Source organism: Glaciibacter sp. 2TAF33 (genome assembly GCF_052114945.1).
In the GTDB taxonomy this organism is placed as follows: domain Bacteria; phylum Actinomycetota; class Actinomycetes; order Actinomycetales; family Microbacteriaceae; genus Cryobacterium.
On record NZ_JBFRFS010000012.1, the window covers coordinates 59,198 to 77,587 of the forward strand.

Here is an 18,390-nt window from a genome sequence, read left to right on the forward strand (position 1 = left end):
TACCCGCGGTTAGCCCATGGCGCTAGTGTGAAAGTATGCGAAGGATTGCCGTCGTCCCTGGTTCGTTCGACCCCGTCACGCTCGGGCATCTCGACGTGATCGGACGGGCTGCCGGCCTCTTCGACGAGCTCCACGTGCTGGTCGTGCACAACCCGGACAAGTCGGCGCTGCTGCCGATCAACCGGCGGGTTTCCCTGCTCGAGCAGTCGATCCGTGACGGCGGTCTGCCCACCAATATCGTCGTGGCCTCCTGGAACGTCGGCCTGCTGGTGGACTACTGCACGGATGTCGGTGCCAGCGTGCTCGTGAAAGGCATCCGTTCTCAGGTCGACGTCGCCTACGAGACGCCCATGGCGATCGTCAACCGCAACCTGGCCGGTGTCGAGACCATCTTCATGCTTCCCGACCCGTCGCACGCACACGTGTCGAGTTCACTGGTGCGGCAGGTCGCCGGGCTCGGCGGGGACGTCGCCCCGTACGTTCCCGCTGCCGTGGCCGACTTCCTCCAGGGGACGAGAGTATGAATATCATCCCGTCCCGGGTGCTGGCCGATGACGCGGCTGTCCCACTCGACGACGACCAGGTGATGACCATCACCGAGGTGCAGTCGGCCGCCGAATCCATCATGCGGAACATCGAAGCGGTCATCGATGGCAAACCGGAAGCCGTGCTGACCGCGCTCACCGTGCTCCTGGCGGAGGGGCACCTCCTGATCGAGGATGTGCCCGGCGTCGGCAAGACCATGCTGGCCAAGGCGCTGGCCAAGTCGGTGGACTGCTCGGTCAGCCGGATCCAGTTCACGCCCGACCTGTTGCCCTCGGATGTGACCGGGGTGTCGGTCTTCAACCAGGCCGAGCGCCGGTTCGAGTTCAAGCGCGGCGCGGTTTTCGCGAACATCGTCATCGGCGATGAGATCAACCGTGCCAGTCCCAAGACCCAGTCGGCCCTGCTGGAGTGCATGGAGGAGCGACAGGTCACCGTCGACGGCACCACGTACCCGTTGACGATGCCGTTCACGGTGATCGCCACCCAGAACCCGATCGAGATGGAGGGAACCTACGCGCTGCCGGAAGCCCAGCGCGACCGTTTCATGGCGCGGATCTCGATGGGCTACCCCGACAACGAGTCGGAACTGATGATGCTCGACGCGCGTGACACCACCAGCCCGCTGTCCATGATCGACGCGGTGGTCACCGTCGCGCAGTTGCGATCGATGATGACATCGGCCCGCGGCGTATTCGCGTCGCCGGCCGTCAAGGAGTATGCGGTCAATCTGGTGCGGGCAACGCGAGAGGACCGTGACCTGCGCCTGGGTGGGAGCCCGCGAGCGACGCTTCAGCTGATCAGGGCGGCGAAGTCGCAGGCCGCGGTCAACGGACGCGAATACGTGCTTCCGGACGACATCGACTCCCTCGCCGTGCCCGTGCTCGGGCACCGCCTGATGCCGACCAGCCGCGCCCTCGGCCACCATCACCAGGACAGCGGCCCGCTCATCGAGGAGGTCGTGCGCCGCATCGTGGCGGCCACCCCGGTTCCCGTGGGCGTCCAGAGCAGAACCTGACGGCCATGCCCGCGCGCAGGCGGCGCAGCCGCCCGGTCTGGTTTCCACGCCTCACCCTGCGCGGAGGGATCTTCCTGGCCACCGGCGGCGCCTTGTTCCTGAATGCGCTCGTCATCGACCGGCGCGACCTGCTCTTCGTCGCCTGCCTGCTGCTGGCCGTCCCGGTGGTCGCGCTGGTCTATGTCACGGTGCGGCCGGCGAAGCTCGACATCTCGCGCACCTTCCGCCCGCCGATCGTGCCGGCCGGCGGCGATACCGTCGTGTCGCTCCACGTTCGGAATCGTTCGCTTCGCCCGGTGTACGGGACGAGGTGGCGGGACACCGGCTCCGCCGGCATCCGGGTCCCCGCGAGCATGCAACTCCCGGCCCTGGACCGCTATGAAGGCGGCCCGGAGGGCGGTGCGGACACCGCGATCCTGGAATACACGATCACCCCCCGGCAACGCGGCGTGTATGACGTAGGGCCGTTGATGCTCGGCCGGTTCGACCCGTTCGGCCTCGCCTTGTCCGAGCGGGTGGCCGGAATCGCGCACGACCTGGTCGTGACGCCGCGGGTCACCCCGCTGCCCGGCAGCGGTGAAGCCCTGATCCGGGGTGACGGCTCGGTCCACGAATTGCTGCGCCACGTCAACCCGAACTCGGATGAGCTGATCGCGCGCGAATACCGGCCGGGAGACTCGCTCCGCCGAGTGAACTGGCCGGCCACCGCGCGACACGGCGAGATCATGGTTCGCCAGGAGGAGCAGCGCAGCAATCCAGAGGCCTTGCTGATCATCGACACCACCCTCACCGGGGCGCCGACGTCCGGGGCCGGCCGGGCGGGCGATCGGACCAACCATCACGACCAGGCCTTCGAGCTCGCCGTCGAGGTGGCGGCATCCGTCGGCGTGCACCTGCTCGACGAGAACTTCCGCCTGCAGGTGATCGAGCTCGGCGCCAGCCAGCTGGCCCCCGGTGCCGCGCAAACGCGCGGCGGACTGCACGGGGACGCGAACAGCACGTTCCGCGCGCCGGGCGGCGACCGGCTGTTGCTCGAAGGGCTGGCCAACCTGGTGCCGGTGGAGCGTGCCGACCTGGATGCGGCCCGGGCGATGCTGCCGCGTGGCGCGGCCAGGGGGCTGAACGGCCAGGTACCGGCGTTCGCCGTGCTGGTCGACCTCGACGAAGAGGACGCCACGGACCTGGCGGCCCTCCGCGGGCACTACCAGCCGGCCGTCGTCTTCGCCCTGGACACGATGGCGCACCGCCCGGTGGAGATCCTGCAGGACGCCGGGTGGCACTGCATCGCGGTCCGCACACCCCGGGACATCCCCGACGCCTGGAACCAGGTGCAGCGGGAGCGAGGGGCCGTCCATGACCCTGCTTAGCCGTCGCGGCCCGCAGCCCGCACGAGCCGCGCACTGGCCGCTCACCCTCGCCTCGCTCCTGTTGCTCGTCGTCGGGTTCAGTGCGCTCGGCCCGTTGCTGCGTGGCTCCGGGTGGTGGTTCGCGATGACCTTCGTCGCCGCCGTCGTGCTGTGTTCGACCGCAGTGCTCCGCCGGTGGGGCGTTCCCGTCTCCGTGGTTCCTGTCGCCGCGGTCGGCGTGCTGCTCGGCGTGATCACGCTGCTCTTCGGCAACGCGACCGGCCTCCTGTGGATCCTGCCCTCGACCGACACGTTCGAGCACTTCCACGCGCTGATCACATCGGGCATAAGGTCGATCGAACAACAGAGCACTCCTGCCGTACCAACGGAGGGGATCGTCTTCCTCCTGGTCTGCGGCGGCGGCCTCATTGCGATCCTGATGGACATCCTCGCGATCACGCTCCGCTGGCCGGCGCTGGCCGGCCTGCCGATGCTGATACCCGTGCTGGTGCCGGGTGTGGTCGTGGACGGCGGAGCCGAGGCGATCTCACTCGTCCTGGCCGGCGCCGCCTTCCTGCTGCTGTTGCGAGTGGACGTTCGTACCCGGCGCACCCAGGAAGCCGACAATCCCGACCAGGGCAGGGACGCGCCCCGGGTGTTCGCGCCGGTGCGCCGGCGGGGCCCCGGTCCGCTCTGGGGCTCCGTGATCGTCGGAAGCGTCGGCATCGTGAGCGCACTGGTGCTCAGCACGACCACGCCGGCCTTGACCACGGGCAGCCTCGCCGGTTCCGGGTCCAGCCGGCTCCTGTTCGGCTCCGGAGTAAGCCCCATGATCGACCTCGGTCAGGATCTCCGCCGGCCCAAAGCCGGGCCTGCCCTGCACTACACGACAACGGCGACCGTCCTGCCCTATTTCAAGCTCCTCACGCTCGACCAGTTCGTCGGCACCACCTGGACGGCCAGCATCGACCGGGCAGACCCGGAAAACACCGTGGACAAGATCGCCGACCCGCCGGGCTTGTCGGCAGACGTGCGGACCACCGAGTCCCGCACCAGTGTGGTCATCGACGGGGTCCAGACCAACTGGCTGCCGGCGCCGACGCCCGCGACCAAGGTCACCGGGCTCAGCGGCGCCTGGTACTGGGATAGCCGCACCCGCGCCATCGGCAGCCGTGACACCACCACGCGCGACCAGAAGTACACCGTCACCGCGCTGCAACTGGCACCGACAGCGGAACAGCTGCGCGCATCGAGCACCACCTACCCGGCGAGCGTCGTGTCATACCTCGACCTGCCGGTTCCGAGACCGGAGATCATCGATCAGACGGCGCGGGAGGTGACGAGTTCGTCGGCATCGAACTACGACGCCGCGGTGGCGATCCAGGACTACCTGCGTGGCGACGACTTCAGCTACGACACCGAGGCGCCCGTCGAAGACGGCTATGACGGCGGCGGCGCCGACGTCATCGGCACCTTCCTCGAGGTCAAGCGCGGCTATTGCGTGCATTTCGCGTCGGCAATGGCGATCATGGCGCGCAGTATCGGCATCCCGTCACGGATCGTCCTCGGCTACCTGCCCGGCAGCGCATCCTCGAACGTCACGGAAGGCTTCGGGCGGTACAACGTCAGCTCACACGACCTGCACTCCTGGCCCGAACTGTACTTCACCGGAATCGGCTGGGTACCGTTCGAGCCCACCCCCGGCCGCGGCAGCGTGCCGGACTACGCCACCCCGGAAGCCGCGTCTGCTGCCCCAACGACCCCCGGGGGATCCCTTCCCACGTCCGCCCCGCGCGCGAACGAGGACGGTGCCTCAACCGGCCAAGGCGGCACATCCGGCCAGACCGTGCAGAGCCAACAGCTCGATGCGCTGCTCCACGCCGGCCTCGCCGTCGCGATTCTCCTCGCCATCCTCCTCGCTCCGGGGGTCACGCGGCGCATCCGGCGCACCCGGCGCCTGGTCCGCATCCGCTCGGGCGCCGACGGAGCCGCGGCCGCGTGGGCCGAACTCACCGACACGGCAATAGACCACGGCATCCCGGTGCGCGACACCGAGACGCCGCGCGAACTCGCCGCCCGATTGACCGGGTTCGTCAGCAGAACGGAGCCCGGCACCGGACCCGCGCGAGACGATGCAACCGGAGACGCGCACGGCGTGCGGGCGCAGGTGGATCGGCTCCTGGTCGCAGAGGAACGGAGCAGCTTCGCCCGGCCGGGCCAGCCGACCACGACGGATGCCGGTGCGGGTCTCGCCGCCGACCTCGCCGTCGTCATCGGAGCCCTGCACGCCGCGGCCGAACGGAAGGCCCGCTGGCGGGCCACCGTGCTGCCGGCGTCACTGTGGCCGGCGGTGCTGGCAGGGCGTGCCGGGCGGGCCGAACGTACGGACAGCCACGAACGGGTAGAATTGAGCAAGTGACCAAGTTCAACAAGACGCCGTACACGATTGACGTGCGTGACCTCATCAACCGCCCCGGCGCGATGCTGGAGCGAAGCCTCGATATCACGGTGCCCGATGACCTCGGAGAGGGCCTGGTGGCGGTCAAGGCCGGTTCCACCATGGAGACCGAACTGCGACTCGAGTCGATGCACGAGGGCATCCTGGCCAGTGTTGACGTGTCCGCGCGCGCCCTCGGAGTGTGCGGAAGATGCCTGATTGACATCGACTTGCCGGTCCAAGTCGAGTTTCAGGAGCTTTTCGCGTATTCTCTAGACGAAGCTTTCGAATTTGAGGTTCACGATGACCATGTGGATCTGGAACCTCTGATCAGGGATGCGGTGGTGTTGTCACTGCCGTTCCAGCCGGTTTGCCGGCCGGACTGCCCAGGTCTCGACCCCGAGACCGGACTGCGGCTTGCCGCGGCCCCTGAGAGTGAACCAGAAGAAACGCGCGATCCCCGGTGGGCCGCGCTTGCGGGATTCCAGGCTTCCGAAGACATCAGCACGGATGAAATCAGCACGGGTGCAGTCAGCCGCGCTGAAACAGACAGAGAAGAGAAGTAACCATGGCAGTTCCGAAGCGGAAGCAGTCACGCTCCAACACGCACGCACGCCGTTCGCAGTGGAAGGCCGAAGCGCCAACCCTGGTCAAGACCGTCGAGAACGGCAAGATCACGTACAGCCTGCCGCACCGCGCCAAGGTGGTTGAAGACTCCGCGGGCACCGCGTTGTTCATGGAGTACAAGGGCCGCAAGGTCGCCGACGTTTAACCTGTGCGAACAGCCGTGACCGACGTGGAGGCCGACCAGTCTGCCCTGCAGGCGACTCTCGGCGTTCAGATCGACCGGGGCCTGCTTGAGTTGGCCCTGACTCACCGGTCTTTCGCGTACGAAAACGGCGGAATACCCACCAACGAACGCCTCGAATTCCTCGGCGACTCGATCCTCGGGCAGGCCGTCACGGTCATGCTCTACCGGGAATACCCGCAGCTTGACGAGGGAGACCTCGCCAAGCGGCGGGCCAGCCTGGTGTCGAGTGCTGCCCTGGCCGAGGTCGCTCGCGGCATCGGACTCGGCAGGTATGTGAAGCTCGGCCGCGGCGAGACGCTCACCGGCGGACGGGAGAAAGCCTCGATCCTGGCCGACACCGTCGAGGCCCTGATCGGTGCCGTGTACCTGGACGCCGGCGGCGAGGCAGCGACGGCATTCGTGCTGCGCATGCTCGAGCCGCTGCTCGCGGACCCCGAGCGCTTCGGCGCCGCGATGGACCCGAAGACCAGTCTTCAGGAACTCGCGGCCCGCCGTGGAGCCGGCGTGCCCGTGTACACGGTCACCGAGAGCGGACCCGACCACGCCAAGATCTTCATCGCCACGGTGACCGTCGGCTCGCTGGTCACCACGCACGGCGAAGGCACTAGCAAGAAGCACGCCGAAATGGCTGCCGCGCTCGAAGCCTGGTCGCGGCTCGGTCCGGTCACGAAGCCCCGGGCATGACCGGCGTCGCCGGGACCACCGGCATCCGTTCGCCCCGATAGCCGCATGCCTGAGCTTCCCGAAGTCGAGGTGGTCAGGGCCGGCATCTCCCCGGCCGTCAGCGGCGCGCGCGTCTGTGGTGTCGACGTCGCCGAACAGCGTTCCCTGCGCCGCCACGACGCCGCCGCCGGAACGTTCGGCGACCTGCTCGAGGGCCAGCGCATCCTTGCCGCGGTGCGCCGCGGCAAGTTCCTCTGGATGCCGCTGGAGAGCGGCCGCGCCCTGGTCGTGCACCTCGGCATGAGCGGGCAGGTGCTGCTCGGCAGCCCGGGACTGGCCGCCAATGCTCCCGGCGGCGACCGCCTGTTGCGGATCAGGCTGCACCTGGACCACCCCGGCCATGGCGAACTGTGGCTGAACTTCGTCGACCAGCGCATTTTCGGCGGCATGGCCATCGACACCATGGTCCCCACAGCGGATGCCCGCCCGGCCGGCTACTCCGGCGGCGCGGTGGGCCCCTGGGAGAGCCTGATCCCCTCGCAGGTCGCGCACATCGCGCGCGACCCCCTCGACCCCGCATTCAGCGACACCGCCTTCCTCACCGCCCTGGCCCGCCGGAAGAGCGGGATCAAGCGGGCACTGCTCGACCAGTCGCTGGTCAGCGGCATCGGCAACATCTACGCCGATGAGGCGCTGTTCGTCGCCAGGATGCACTACGACCAGCCGGCGTCGTCGCTGTCACGGGCGCGGGCGCGAACCCTGCTCGCCGCCGCGCGGGAGATCCTGCACCAGGCGCTGGCCGAGGGCGGCACCAGCTTCGACGCGCAATACGTCAACGTCAACGGGGAGTCGGGATACTTCGCGCACAGCCTCCGCGCCTACGGCCAGCACGGGAAACCGTGTCCCCGCTGCGGAACCACGATGGTGCGGGAACAGTTCATGAACCGCGGCTCGCACTTCTGCCCGCGCTGCCAGCGCCTCCGCGCCGCCCGCGGGGCCTAGCGGGCCACCCGTTTCCAGGCGCCCTCGTATCCCATCGGCACGAAACCCAGCGCTTCGTTGACGATCAGCATGTGGCGGTTCTCTTCGGCGTTGAAAGTCGTGACCGCCGGGTGGCCGGGACGGAGCCTGGCCAGTTGGAGCAGGTTCGCTGCTTTCAGCAGCATCCCCAGCCGGTGCCCGCGGTGCTCGCGGAGCACCAGGGTGTCCTCCTGGGCCACCGCGCGCCGGATCTCGGGCGGCGCCGACAGTTCGGTGTACCCCGCCAGCCGTCCACTCGGCAGGTGCAGGGCCACGGCGGTCAGTGTCGTGCGCGGGCTCGCCTCCCGCTCGGCCTCCAGCTCCAGCAGCCGCTCGACGGTCCACACGTCTTCTGGTTCCTCCAGGCCCGCGCTCGGCGCATCCGTTGACATCCGCGTGTACAGCAGGGCGAGGTCGTCCCGCCAGTTCGGCGGCGCGGCGCCCATCCAGGTGCGCACGTCGTAATCGGCGCCGGCGTGGGCGGCGGCGTCGGCCAGATAGTGCTCCAGCACCCCGTCGGCAACCGGAAGCGGCAGCCTGCTGCCGCGTTCGACCTGCTCCAGGCGGTAACCGCGCCGCAGCAGGAACCGCACCTCCGCGTTCCCCACCGGCACCGAGCCGAAACCCGTCAGGGCGGGAAGGCGTTCACCCGGTGCATCCGGTGACACCGTGTACACCACGTGCGTGGTGCGGCCGTCGCGGACGGCGAGGTCCTCCAGCCGGTCGAACATGGCAGTGCCGACTCCGCGCCTCCGCCACTCCGGCAAGACCTGCACTTCCAGCCACGCGTACTCGTTCGTCGGGTCGGCCACGGTTTCCATGGCGCCGCGGGCGATGATGCGTCCGCCCACCCTCGCCACGAACAGGCGCTTGGGGTCGAAAGCCTGGTTCCGCCAGATCGGCAGCAACTCCTCCGCCGAGTAGCTCAACTCGGCGTTCCCGTAGCCGGCCGTCTCGATTTCGTTCCGCACCCGGGTCATGGCGACGAAGTCGTCCCAGCCCTCCGCCCCGGGCCGGTCCGGAATGCTGAGTTCGTCGATGGTGAAACGCGCCTGTTCCATTGCTGGTCACGGTAGCGTGCCGACACGCCCGGCGCCACCGGGTCGGGTACCGTAGTTCCCACCGGCAGACCAGGAAGGGCGGGGCGCGTTGTACCTGAAGAGCCTGACCCTCAAAGGGTTCAAGTCATTCGCGCAGCCGACGACCTTCGCATTCGAACCCGGGGTGACGTGCGTCGTCGGGCCGAACGGGTCCGGCAAGTCCAACGTCGTCGACGCACTCGCCTGGGTGATGGGGGAGCAGGGCGCCAGAACCCTCCGCGGCGGCAAGATGGAAGACGTCATCTTCGCCGGCACGTCCACCCGGGGGCCCCTCGGCCGGGCGGAGGTGGTCCTCACCATCGACAACGCCGACGGGGCCCTGCCGATCGAGTACTCCGAGGTGACGATCTCGCGCACCCTGTTCCGGAACGGCGCCAGCGAATACGCGATCAACGGGCAGACCTGCCGCTTGCTCGACGTGCAGGAACTCCTCAGCGACTCCGGCCTCGGCCGGGAGATGCACGTGATCGTCGGCCAGGGCCAGCTCGACGCCGTGCTGCACGCCAGCCCGGAGGAACGCCGCGGGTTCATCGAGGAAGCCGCCGGGATCCTCAAGCACCGCAGGCGCAAAGAGAAGACCCTCCGCAAGCTCGACGCCATGCAGGCCAACCTCACCCGGTTGAGCGACCTCGCCGGCGAGATCCGCCGCCAGCTGAAACCGCTCGGCCGCCAGGCCGAGATCGCCCGTGAGGCGCAGACAATTGCGGCGATCGTGCGGGACGCCCGCGCTCGACTGCTCGCCGACGAGGTCGTCACCCTGCGCACCGCCCTCGACGCGCATGGCCGCACCGAGAGCGAACGCCACTCGGAGCGCATCGTCATCCAGGAGCAGGTCGAACAGAAGCAGCTGAGGGTGCAGCGCCTCGAACAGGCCCAGATCGGCGACGCCGTCGACACCGCACGGCGCACCAGTTTCGGCCTTGAATCGGTGCAGGAGCGACTCCGCGGCCTCTACACCCTCGCCAACCAGCGGCTGGCCCTGCTGGGCTCCCAGGCTGAGGCCACGGAGCAGACGCCGAGCGTCACCCCGCAGATGCTGACGGATGCCGCGGCCGAGGTCACGCGCCTGCGCACGTCGATCACGGCCGCCGAACAGGCCTGGACCGCAGCCCAGGCGGCGACGGTGGACGCGCGCAGCCAGTTGGATTCGGTGGACGAGGAGATCGCCGCCCAGGCGGCTCTGGTCTCCCGCCACGACCTCGAAATCTCGAAACTCAGGGGGCAGTCCGAAACGGCCGCATCCCGCCTCGCCGCGGTGCGCGGCGAGGTGCTCCGCCAGCAGAACGCCATCGACGCGGCGCGGGACCGGCTCACCTCGGCGCAGCAGGTCGAGGCCGCCCTCGAAGCCGAGGCCGACGTGACAGACGAGGGTGAGGGCGACCGGGGCGAGGCCTATGAGCTCGCGCAGGCATCCGTCTTCGAAGCCGAGGGCGAGATCGAGCGGTTCCGCGAAGAGCTGCACGCGCTGGAACGCGAACGCGACGCCCTGGCCGCGCGTACCGGCGCGCTTTCGCTGGCACTGGACCAGAAAGACGGCTCCTCAGCCCTGGTCGCGGCCAGGCTCGACGGCGTGCGCGGCCTCGTCGCCGAGCACGTGCGCGTGCACCCGGGCTTCGAGACGGCCATCGCCGCCGCGCTGGGCTCGCTCGCCGATGCGGTGCTCGCCGAGACCCGCGACGCGGCGTTCGGGGCGATCGAGCACGCCAGGGATGATGACCTCGGCCGGGTCGAGGTCATCATCGCGGCCGGTGGGGCGGACCCCGCCGGCACCGCCGACCGCCCGAACCAGGCCGCACACCCCGAGCTCGACGGCGTCGCCGGAGTCGTGTGGGCCCGTTCGGTGGTGGATGCACCGGCCGGCGTCGCCGGTATCCTCGCCCACACCCTGGTCGCCGACGATCTCGCCGCCGCGCGCGCAGCCACCGAGGCGCTGGCGGCACGCCAGCCGGCCTCCCCGCTCACCATCATCACCCGCGCCGGCGAAGTGATCACCGACTACGTGCTTCGGGGCGGCTCCGGCGCCAGGCAGAGCAAGCTTGAACTCGTCGCCGAACGTGACATCGCCCGCGACAAGCTCGAACTCGTCACCGCAGGGATCGAGCGGGTACGGTTCGACCTGGCCGAACAGCGCGGCCTGCTGCAGGCGTACAAGCAACAGTCCGCTGCAGCACTCGGCGCCCTCCGCGACTACGACTCACGCCTGGCCGCCCGCGCAGAGAAGCTGAGCCGGGCACGGGTGCAGGGCGAAGCAGCCGCGGCGGAGCTCGACCGGCTCTCCGCGGGGCTGGCCCTGGCCGCCAGCGCAGTGGCCGAGGCGGAAAGCGCGGCCGGACGCAGCACCGCCGAGCTCGAGACCGCGCAGTCCCGTCCCCGCCCGATCCTCGATGTGAGCTCCCGCGACGCCCTCTATGGTGAGCTCGAGGCAGCCAGGGAGCGTGAAGTCGAGGCCCGGCTGAAGGTCGAGACCATCCGGGAACGGGTCAGGGCAGAGGAAGCCAGGGGGGCGGCCATGGCCAGGCGGCTCGAGGCCGATCGCGCCGCAGCCGAGGAGGCGGCACGGCGCGCCGTCATCCGTCGACGCCAGATCGCCATCGCAACGGATGTCGCCCGCGCCCTCCCCGCCGTGCTCGCGTCGGTTGACGCTTCGGTCAGCGAAGCCAAACTGCGCCTGGCGCGTGCCGAATCCGAGCGGGCCAGCCAGAACGAGGAGCTCGTCGCCCTGCGCCGGGACGAGAACGCGCTGCGGGAACGCCTGCAGGCGATCACCGAGAACGTGCACGGCCTCGAACTGCAGATCTACGAGAAGAAACTCCACCTCTCGAGCCTGCTCGAGCGGGCCGGCAGCGAGCTCGGCCTGGTCGAGGACGTCCTGGTGGCCGAATACGGACCAGGGCAGCTCGTGCCGCCGGATGGCACCGATCCCGGTCCGGGGACAGCGGATGCCGCGGTCCCGGTGGGCGAGGGCGACGGGGTTGACGCCGGCTCCGGCGAGCCGGCCGGGGAGCCGTTCGACCGGGAACGGCAGCAGCGCCGCCTGGCCGTCGCCGAGCGGAAGCTCGGCCAGCTGGGACGCGTGAATCCGCTGGCACTCGAGGAGTTCGCAGCCCTCGAGCAGCGGCACAAATTCCTCACCGAGCAGCTCACCGATCTCACCAACACCCGCACGGACCTCCTCACCATCATCGATGAGATCGACGGCAAGATGCAGACCATCTTCGCCAGCGCCTTCGATGACACCAGGGCCGCATTCGCCGAGGTGTTCCCTGTCCTCTTCCCTGGCGGTACCGGCAGTATCCGGCTGACCAACCCCGACGACCTGCTCGTCACGGGCATCGAGGTGTCCGTCAAGCCGGCGGGCAAGAAGATCGAACGGTTGTCGCTGCTCTCCGGCGGGGAGCGGTCGCTGGCCGCCGTTGCCCTCCTGATCGCCATTTTCAAGGCCCGCCCCAGCCCGTTCTACATCATGGACGAGGTGGAGGCGGCACTCGACGATGCCAACCTCGGCCGGCTGCTGACGATCTTCGAAGACCTCCGGGAATCCAGCCAGCTGATCGTGATCACGCACCAGAAACGCACCATGGAGATCGCCGATGCGCTCTACGGGGTGTCGATGCGCCAGGACGGTGTCTCCGCGGTGGTGGGCCAGCGCATCGTGCGTGAGGAGGAAGCGGCGGCGTCCTGAGGGCTTCGCCGGTCCAGACGCTCACCGCAGCGGGCGGTTGCTCCGGATCAGGTTGTCGGGGTCGACGCGGGCTTTGACCGCGGCGAGCCGCCGCACCGTCTGGTTCGGGTAGGCGTCGGCCAGGGTCTGTCCCGAGCGCAGGAACGTGGGAACGGTGAGCGGCACGGTCCGCCCGTCCAGCACCTTCTGCAGCGGCGCGAACAGCGCCCGGTCCAGGGTGCCCGGCGACATCTCGAGGGCTGCAGCGAACACCAGGTAGTGCGCGTCGAGGTGGCCGATGACGCCGGTGGCGTCCCGGGACGCGTCGGCCACCGCGCCGCCCAGCGCCCGGAGCTGCATGACCGTGAGTCCGTCAGGCGTCGCGTCCCGGAATGCGCCGACGAGGTCCAGCAGTCCGCCGTCGTCGAGGGTGGTGATCGTCGCGCCGAAGTCAAGCGCCTGGCTCGGCTCCGCCGGTTCTGCGGCCACGTCGCCGATCTGCGAAATCGTGAAGACCCGGGTCTGGTCCAGGACGACGGGCGCCGCGGCCAGGAGCGGAGCCAGCAGGGGCTTCGCGGCATCCGCTTCGCCGACGAACACCACGTCAGCCGTGGCGAACGTCTGCCCGCGCATCGGTTCCGGAACGAACGGGCGATCCGGGAAGTTGACCAGTCCGAAGAAGATGCTGAGCTCAGGGGGCGCCGTGCGCATGAGCGCGGCGACGTTCTCGAACACCGCTTCGGCCGCCGCCCCGGCGAAGAGGATCTTGCCGCCGAACAAAGCGGATGCCGGGAACAGGTCGATCTCGACGCTCGTGACGATCCCGAACAGCCCCCCGGCACCACGAAGGGCCCACAAGAGTTCGGGGTCGGAATCCGGAGTGACCCGCCTCGGCTCGCCCTGCGCGTCGACGAGTTCCACCGCGCGGATGGAATGCCCGGCCAATCCCTGCCAACGGCTGAACCAGGAGTGCCCTCCCGACAAGAGGTATCCGACGACGCTCACATCGGGGTTGGTGCCGGACAACGGAACCAGGCCGGTGCCCTCCAGGTGCGGCAGCAAGGCACCCCAGAGCACGCCGGAACCGACCCGGGCGTACTGCTCCTCCGGGTGCACCGTGATTTCGTCGAACGCGTACGGACGAATCAGGATGCTGTCAGACAGGTCACCGGAAGCACCGTGACCGCGCGGCTGCACCGCGACACCAAGGCCGGCGTCCCGCGCCGCCGCGAGGATGATCGGGATGTCCTCGACACCACCGGGCGTGACGACAGCCGCCGGCCGCTGGTCAACGGTTGTGTTCCACGGGCGGCGGGCGGCGTCCCAGTCGTCGTCCCTCGGAAGGACGACGGTGCCGGCGATCTCCGCGGCGAGGGATTCGAGTGACGACAGGTTGATCTGGGGCATGGCGGGTTCCGTTCGGGAGTGAGGGGACACCGGCTGCACGCCGGATACACACGGACAGCACCGAGGGTAGCGACCGGGAACCGGGTGCGGCCAGCCCCAATTTTCAACCGGCGGGACACTCCTGCGCGGCCCCGCCGGCCGCCAACCAGCTGTAGGTTCGGCACAGTGCATCCCCGCAGACGGATGGAGGGCGAAATGGCGACCTGGTGGACCAGCGACACCCACTTCTCGCACCGCAACATCATCAGGTACGCGTCCCGTCCTTTCACAGACGTCGACGAGATGAACGCCGAGCTCATCTCACGGTGGAATGCCAGGGTCGCCCCGGACGACGACGTCTGGCACCTCGGCGACCTCGCCCTCGGCCACGACGTCGAGCGCCAGGTGCTGATGACCGGTGCCCTCAACGGGCATCGCCGGCTGGTCCCCGGCAACCACGACCGGGTGGCCAGCTTCTTCGAGGGCGGCGACCAGCGCATCCGCTTCACGCCGGTCTACGAGGCGGCGGGGTGGGAGGTGATGCCGGAACGGTTCGAGCACGACATCGACGGGTTCCGGGTGATGGTCTGCCACTTCCCGTATCGCGGCGATTCGCTGGACAGCGGCGACCGGTATACCGCTGAACGGCCCCTGGACGCCGGGCTGCCGATACTGCACGGGCATGTGCACACCGACTTCGCGGTGCAGGGCCGCCAATACAACGTGGGGGTCGACGTGCACGACTATGCGCCGGTGCACCAGGACGAGATCCTCGGCTGGCTGCGGAGCCTCACACCGAAGGGCGGCAGCGGCAGCACTCTAGGCTAGAGGCATGGCAGAACGCACCCCCTGGTCACTCTCCGGCGCCCTGCGCGGGATGTTCGCGAAGAAGACGATCGACGAGCAAACCTGGGAAGACCTCGAAGATGCGCTCATCCAGGCCGACTTCGGGCCCGACGTCACCGACGCCGTCGTCTCCGACCTGCGTGCGAAGGTCGACCGGTACAAGACCACAGATCCCGCCGACCTGCAGCGGATGCTCCGCGAGGGCATCGAGGAACGCCTGTCGAAGCTCGACCCCACACTCACCCTCAGCGAGCGCCCCGCCGTGGTGTTGGTCGTCGGCGTCAACGGGGTGGGCAAGACCACCACGATCGGCAAGTTCGCCAAGTTCCTCCGGACGTACGAGCGCAGCGTCGTCATCGGCGCGGCAGACACCTTCCGCGCCGCGGCGGTCGAGCAGCTGGCCACCTGGGCGGAACGCGCCGGTGCCCAGATCGTGCGGCCGCAGGCGCAGGGCCAGGACCCGGCATCGGTTGCCTTCCAGACGGTCGAGAAGGCGAAGAACGAGGGCATCGAAATCGTGCTCATCGACACGGCCGGCCGACTGCAGACCAAGGGCGGGCTGATGGACGAGCTCACCAAGATCCGCCGGGTGATCGAGAAGCAGGCGCCGATCGCCGAGGTGCTGCTGGTGCTCGACGCGACCACCGGACAGAACGGACTCGCCCAGGCCGAGGCGTTCATCGAACACGCCGGCGTCACCGGCCTGGTGCTGACCAAACTGGACGGCTCCGCCAAGGGCGGCTTCGTGCTGGCCGTGCAGGAGAAGACCGGGATCCCGATCAAGCTGGTCGGGCAGGGTGAGGGGATCAACGACCTCACCGGCTTCACCCCGCACGTCTTCGCCCAGAAACTCGTCGGATAGACCTGGATAGGACCCCGTATGACCATCGAACATGACTTTTTCGGCATCCTCGGCAGTGACGACGAGGGCGAGGTGTACTGGTCGGAGGCAGTGGAACTGGGAAACGAGAGCGTCGACATCGACCTGAACTCGCCCGATGAGGCATCCGTCTCGGTCGAGGCGCTGGACATCGCGGCCGCCATGATCCACTCCATCGAGGACCTCGATTCCCAGGCCAAGGAATCCCTGGTGGCGGACCTGAGCGCCGATGGCTCGCAGACGCTGCAGTACATCACCCAAGTGCTCGGCGAGCTGGACGACGAAGCCTTGGCGAACGCACTGATCTGGGATTCGGGCGACCGACAGATCGACTTCCTCCGCTCCCTCCGGCTGCAGCGGGTCGGTTTCCACCCGCACCACACCAAGGGCGACGAGCACTTCGCGGTGCTGGACTACTCGATCAGCCCGGATGACACCGACGCCCTCCTCGTCGTCGTCATGGATGTCAACGGCGACACCGTCGCCATCTCGGTGGAGAGCTGACCCTGGCACCGGTTAAACTGGAGCCACAATGGCTACTTTTGGAAACCTCTCAGATCGCCTGGCCGAGACGTTCAAGAATCTCCGCACCAAGGGCAAACTCTCCGCAGCGGATGTCGACGGCACCGTCCGCGAGATCCGTCGCGCCCTGCTCGACGCCGACGTCGCCCTCGAGGTCGTCAAGGACTTCACCGGCAAGATCCGCGAGCGGGCCCTCGGCGACGAGGTCAACCAGGCGCTGAACCCGGCCCAGCAGGTCGTGCAGATCGTCAACGAGGAACTGGTGCAGATCCTCGGCGGCCAGCAGCGCCGGCTGGAGTTCGCCAAGAAGCCGCCGACGATCATCATGCTCGCCGGCCTCCAAGGTGCGGGTAAGACGACTCTCGCGGGGAAGCTGGCGAAATGGCTGGCCAAGGACGGCCACACCCCGATCCTGGTCGCCGCGGACCTCCAGCGGCCGAACGCCGTCACCCAGCTCCAGGTCGTTGGCGCGCAGGCCGGCGTCCCGGTGTACGCACCGGAACCCGGCAACGGTGTCGGCAACCCCGTCGCGGTCGCCAGGGACGGTGTGAAGTTCGCCGAGCAGAAGCTGCACGACGTCGTCATCGTGGACACGGCCGGCCGCCTCGGTGTCGACGCCGAGTTGATGAAGCAGGCTGCGGACATCCGCCGCGCCATCGATCCCGACGAAGTGCTCTTCGTCATCGACGCGATGATCGGGCAGGACGCCGTCGCCACGGCCAAGGCGTTCCAGGACGGGGTCGACTTCACCGGCGTCGTGCTCTCCAAGCTCGACGGCGACGCCCGCGGCGGCGCCGCACTCTCGGTGGCGTCGATGACCGGCCGGCCGATCATGTTCGCCTCCACCGGTGAGGGACTGGACGACTTCGAACCGTTCCACCCCGACCGTATGGCCAGCCGCATCCTCGACCTCGGTGACATCCTCACCCTGATCGAGCAGGCCCAGGGCGCCTTCGACGAGGAGGAGGCGCGCAAGGTCGCCGAGAAGTTCGCGACGGACAGCTTCACCCTCGACGACTTCCTCGGGCAGATGCAACAGCTGCGCAACATGGGTTCGATCAAGAAGATGATGGGCATGCTGCCCGGGGCCGGCGCCATGAAGGCGCAGCTGGACAACTTCGACGAGCGCGAGATCGTGCGCACCGAAGCCATCATCCAGTCGATGACGAAGGCTGAGCGCACCACGCCGAAACTCTTGAACGGATCCCGCCGGTTGCGGATCGCGCGCGGCTCGGGCTCAACGGTGACCGAGGTCAACCAGCTGGTGCAGCGCTTCGAGCAGGCCGCGAAGATGATGAAGACCGTCGCCAAGGGCGGCATGCCGAACATCCCCGGCATGGGCCCGATCCAAGGCGCCGGTTTCGGCGGCGGGCGCGGAAAGCAGCAGCCGAAGAAGAAGGGCTCGAAGTCCGGCAACCCGGCCAAGCGTGCCGCGGAGAACGCGGCGCTGGCGTCCGGCACCCTCCCGGCGTCGGCCGGCGGGACCGGCTTCGGACTGGGCGCGAAGGCCGCCAAGGGCGGTGCGCCGACCGAAGAGGAACTGGCCGCCCTGCAGAAGATGCTCGGGCGTTAGGCTCGAACCAACAACCCACTCGAGCCAGCAATCCGGAGGTGGTGATGCGCCGAACGGGCCTTCTCGTCGCGATCTGCGTTCTCGCCACCGGGCTGTTGGGCGCCTGCGCGAACGCTCCGGATTCCGGCGGCTCCGGCGGGGGAGCGTCGCCGGGTGCGGGATCGCACACCGCCCCCGACGGGGCGGGGCCGGCGCCGGCGGACGAGCCGGTCACCCCGGCGACCGCCCAGCAGCTGGTGGGAACCTGGGTCGTCGACGCCATCTTCGACGCTCCGAACCAGCCGTTCCTCACCATCCGTGAGGACGGCAGCTGGGCCGGTTCTGACGGCTGCAATGGTGTGCGCGGAACCTGGGCGGTGGGCGGCGACGGCGCACTCACCGTCGAGGCCGGCCCGAGCACACTCATCGCCTGCGACGGCAAGCCCCTGCCGACCCTGTTCGCCAACGCCCGGTCGGCCTCCGTGGCCACCCTGGACGGGAGCGAGACGGTGACCCTGGTCGACGCAGCCGGCCCGACGACGATGCTCGTCGCCGGACGCGAGGATCTCACGCCCATCGCCCCTCCGGCCAGTTAGGCTGACCGC

Annotated in this window: 16 protein-coding genes; 14 read left to right on the top strand and 2 right to left on the bottom strand. The window is 69.0% G+C overall.

Annotation, left to right across the window (positions count from 1 at the left end; translation table 11 throughout):
* The first annotated feature begins 35 nt into the window (after positions 1 to 35).
* The 8 genes from coaD (at position 36) to mutM (ending at position 7,820) form a co-directional block, all read left to right on the top strand.
* Complete coding sequence (gene coaD / locus AB4Y94_RS13745) at positions 36 to 524, top strand: pantetheine-phosphate adenylyltransferase (RefSeq protein ID WP_441728405.1); 489 nt, start codon at positions 36 to 38, stop codon at positions 522 to 524.
* A gap of 62 nt (positions 525 to 586) precedes the next feature.
* Positions 587 to 1,561 carry an AAA family ATPase gene (locus tag AB4Y94_RS13750; protein ID WP_441728526.1) on the top strand — a complete coding sequence of 325 codons (975 nt, stop codon included), beginning with the start codon at positions 587 to 589 and terminating at the stop codon, positions 1,559 to 1,561.
* Positions 1,562 to 1,566: 5 nt separating this feature from the next.
* On the top strand, positions 1,567 to 2,928 hold the full coding sequence (locus AB4Y94_RS13755; protein ID WP_441728406.1) for a DUF58 domain-containing protein: 1,362 nt from the start codon (positions 1,567 to 1,569) through the stop codon (positions 2,926 to 2,928).
* Entirely contained in the window at positions 2,915 to 5,326 is a 2,412-nt protein-coding gene (locus AB4Y94_RS13760) for a transglutaminase family protein (RefSeq protein ID WP_441728408.1), read from the top strand. The genes AB4Y94_RS13755 and AB4Y94_RS13760 overlap by 14 nt, the downstream gene beginning before the upstream one ends.
* Complete coding sequence (locus AB4Y94_RS13765) at positions 5,323 to 5,910, top strand: YceD family protein (protein WP_441728410.1); 588 nt, start codon at positions 5,323 to 5,325, stop codon at positions 5,908 to 5,910. The genes AB4Y94_RS13760 and AB4Y94_RS13765 overlap by 4 nt, the downstream gene beginning before the upstream one ends.
* 2 nt (positions 5,911 to 5,912) lie before the next feature.
* Entirely contained in the window at positions 5,913 to 6,116 is a 204-nt protein-coding gene (rpmF, locus tag AB4Y94_RS13770) for a 50S ribosomal protein L32 (RefSeq protein ID WP_441728411.1), read from the top strand.
* Positions 6,117 to 6,131: 15 nt separating this feature from the next.
* Positions 6,132 to 6,839, top strand: coding sequence for a ribonuclease III (rnc, locus tag AB4Y94_RS13775; protein ID WP_441728412.1), 708 nt, complete (start codon positions 6,132 to 6,134; stop codon positions 6,837 to 6,839).
* A gap of 45 nt (positions 6,840 to 6,884) precedes the next feature.
* Entirely contained in the window at positions 6,885 to 7,820 is a 936-nt protein-coding gene (gene mutM / locus AB4Y94_RS13780) for a bifunctional DNA-formamidopyrimidine glycosylase/DNA-(apurinic or apyrimidinic site) lyase (protein WP_441728413.1), read from the top strand.
* On the opposite strand, the gene AB4Y94_RS13785 is transcribed toward mutM, so the two are convergent.
* The gene (locus AB4Y94_RS13785; protein ID WP_441728415.1) at positions 7,817 to 8,899 is read right to left on the bottom strand and encodes a GNAT family N-acetyltransferase; all 1,083 of its coding nucleotides are present in this window, start codon (positions 8,897 to 8,899) and stop codon (positions 7,817 to 7,819) included. The two genes, mutM and AB4Y94_RS13785, sit on opposite strands and share 4 nt — an antisense overlap.
* 88 nt (positions 8,900 to 8,987) lie before the next feature.
* Here AB4Y94_RS13785 and smc point away from each other — a divergent pair, with 88 nt between their 5' ends.
* A complete protein-coding gene (gene smc / locus AB4Y94_RS13790) occupies positions 8,988 to 12,620 on the top strand; it encodes a chromosome segregation protein SMC (protein ID WP_441728416.1) in 3,633 nt (1,210 codons plus the stop codon).
* Between the two features lie 21 nt (positions 12,621 to 12,641).
* Here the strand turns inward: smc and AB4Y94_RS13795 are convergent, their stop codons facing one another.
* Positions 12,642 to 14,006: an FAD-binding oxidoreductase gene (locus tag AB4Y94_RS13795; RefSeq protein ID WP_441728417.1), complete on the bottom strand. Its 1,365-nt coding sequence runs from the start codon at positions 14,004 to 14,006 to the stop codon at positions 12,642 to 12,644.
* A gap of 195 nt (positions 14,007 to 14,201) precedes the next feature.
* Between AB4Y94_RS13795 and AB4Y94_RS13800 the strand changes: the two genes are divergently transcribed.
* The 5 genes from AB4Y94_RS13800 to AB4Y94_RS13820 are packed head-to-tail and all read left to right on the top strand — an operon-like array spanning position 14,202 to position 18,381.
* Positions 14,202 to 14,813, top strand: coding sequence for a hypothetical protein (locus tag AB4Y94_RS13800; protein ID WP_441728419.1), 612 nt, complete (start codon positions 14,202 to 14,204; stop codon positions 14,811 to 14,813).
* A 4-nt stretch (positions 14,814 to 14,817) separates the two neighbouring features.
* Positions 14,818 to 15,693: a signal recognition particle-docking protein FtsY gene (ftsY, locus tag AB4Y94_RS13805; protein WP_441728420.1), complete on the top strand. Its 876-nt coding sequence runs from the start codon at positions 14,818 to 14,820 to the stop codon at positions 15,691 to 15,693.
* An 18-nt stretch (positions 15,694 to 15,711) separates the two neighbouring features.
* Positions 15,712 to 16,215: a DUF2004 domain-containing protein gene (locus tag AB4Y94_RS13810; RefSeq protein WP_441728421.1), complete on the top strand. Its 504-nt coding sequence runs from the start codon at positions 15,712 to 15,714 to the stop codon at positions 16,213 to 16,215.
* A gap of 28 nt (positions 16,216 to 16,243) precedes the next feature.
* Entirely contained in the window at positions 16,244 to 17,806 is a 1,563-nt protein-coding gene (gene ffh / locus AB4Y94_RS13815; protein WP_441728422.1) for a signal recognition particle protein, read from the top strand.
* A gap of 44 nt (positions 17,807 to 17,850) precedes the next feature.
* Positions 17,851 to 18,381, top strand: coding sequence for an META domain-containing protein (locus AB4Y94_RS13820; RefSeq protein ID WP_441728423.1), 531 nt, complete (start codon positions 17,851 to 17,853; stop codon positions 18,379 to 18,381).
* The last annotated feature ends 9 nt before the right edge of the window (positions 18,382 to 18,390 follow it).

Coding starts and splice junctions, on each gene's coding strand:
- coaD (WP_441728405.1), top strand. CDS start 36: ATGCGAAGGATTGCCGTCGTCCCTGGTTCGTTCGACCCCGTCACGCTC.
- AB4Y94_RS13750 (WP_441728526.1), top strand. CDS start 587: ATGACCATCACCGAGGTGCAGTCGGCCGCCGAATCCATCATGCGGAAC.
- AB4Y94_RS13755 (WP_441728406.1), top strand. CDS start 1,567: ATGCCCGCGCGCAGGCGGCGCAGCCGCCCGGTCTGGTTTCCACGCCTC.
- AB4Y94_RS13760 (WP_441728408.1), top strand. CDS start 2,915: ATGACCCTGCTTAGCCGTCGCGGCCCGCAGCCCGCACGAGCCGCGCAC.
- rpmF (WP_441728411.1), top strand. CDS start 5,913: ATGGCAGTTCCGAAGCGGAAGCAGTCACGCTCCAACACGCACGCACGC.
- mutM (WP_441728413.1), top strand. CDS start 6,885: ATGCCTGAGCTTCCCGAAGTCGAGGTGGTCAGGGCCGGCATCTCCCCG.
- AB4Y94_RS13785 (WP_441728415.1), bottom strand. CDS start 8,899: ATGGAACAGGCGCGTTTCACCATCGACGAACTCAGCATTCCGGACCGG.
- AB4Y94_RS13795 (WP_441728417.1), bottom strand. CDS start 14,006: ATGCCCCAGATCAACCTGTCGTCACTCGAATCCCTCGCCGCGGAGATC.
- AB4Y94_RS13800 (WP_441728419.1), top strand. CDS start 14,202: ATGGCGACCTGGTGGACCAGCGACACCCACTTCTCGCACCGCAACATC.
- ftsY (WP_441728420.1), top strand. CDS start 14,818: ATGGCAGAACGCACCCCCTGGTCACTCTCCGGCGCCCTGCGCGGGATG.
- AB4Y94_RS13810 (WP_441728421.1), top strand. CDS start 15,712: ATGACCATCGAACATGACTTTTTCGGCATCCTCGGCAGTGACGACGAG.
- ffh (WP_441728422.1), top strand. CDS start 16,244: ATGGCTACTTTTGGAAACCTCTCAGATCGCCTGGCCGAGACGTTCAAG.
- AB4Y94_RS13820 (WP_441728423.1), top strand. CDS start 17,851: ATGCGCCGAACGGGCCTTCTCGTCGCGATCTGCGTTCTCGCCACCGGG.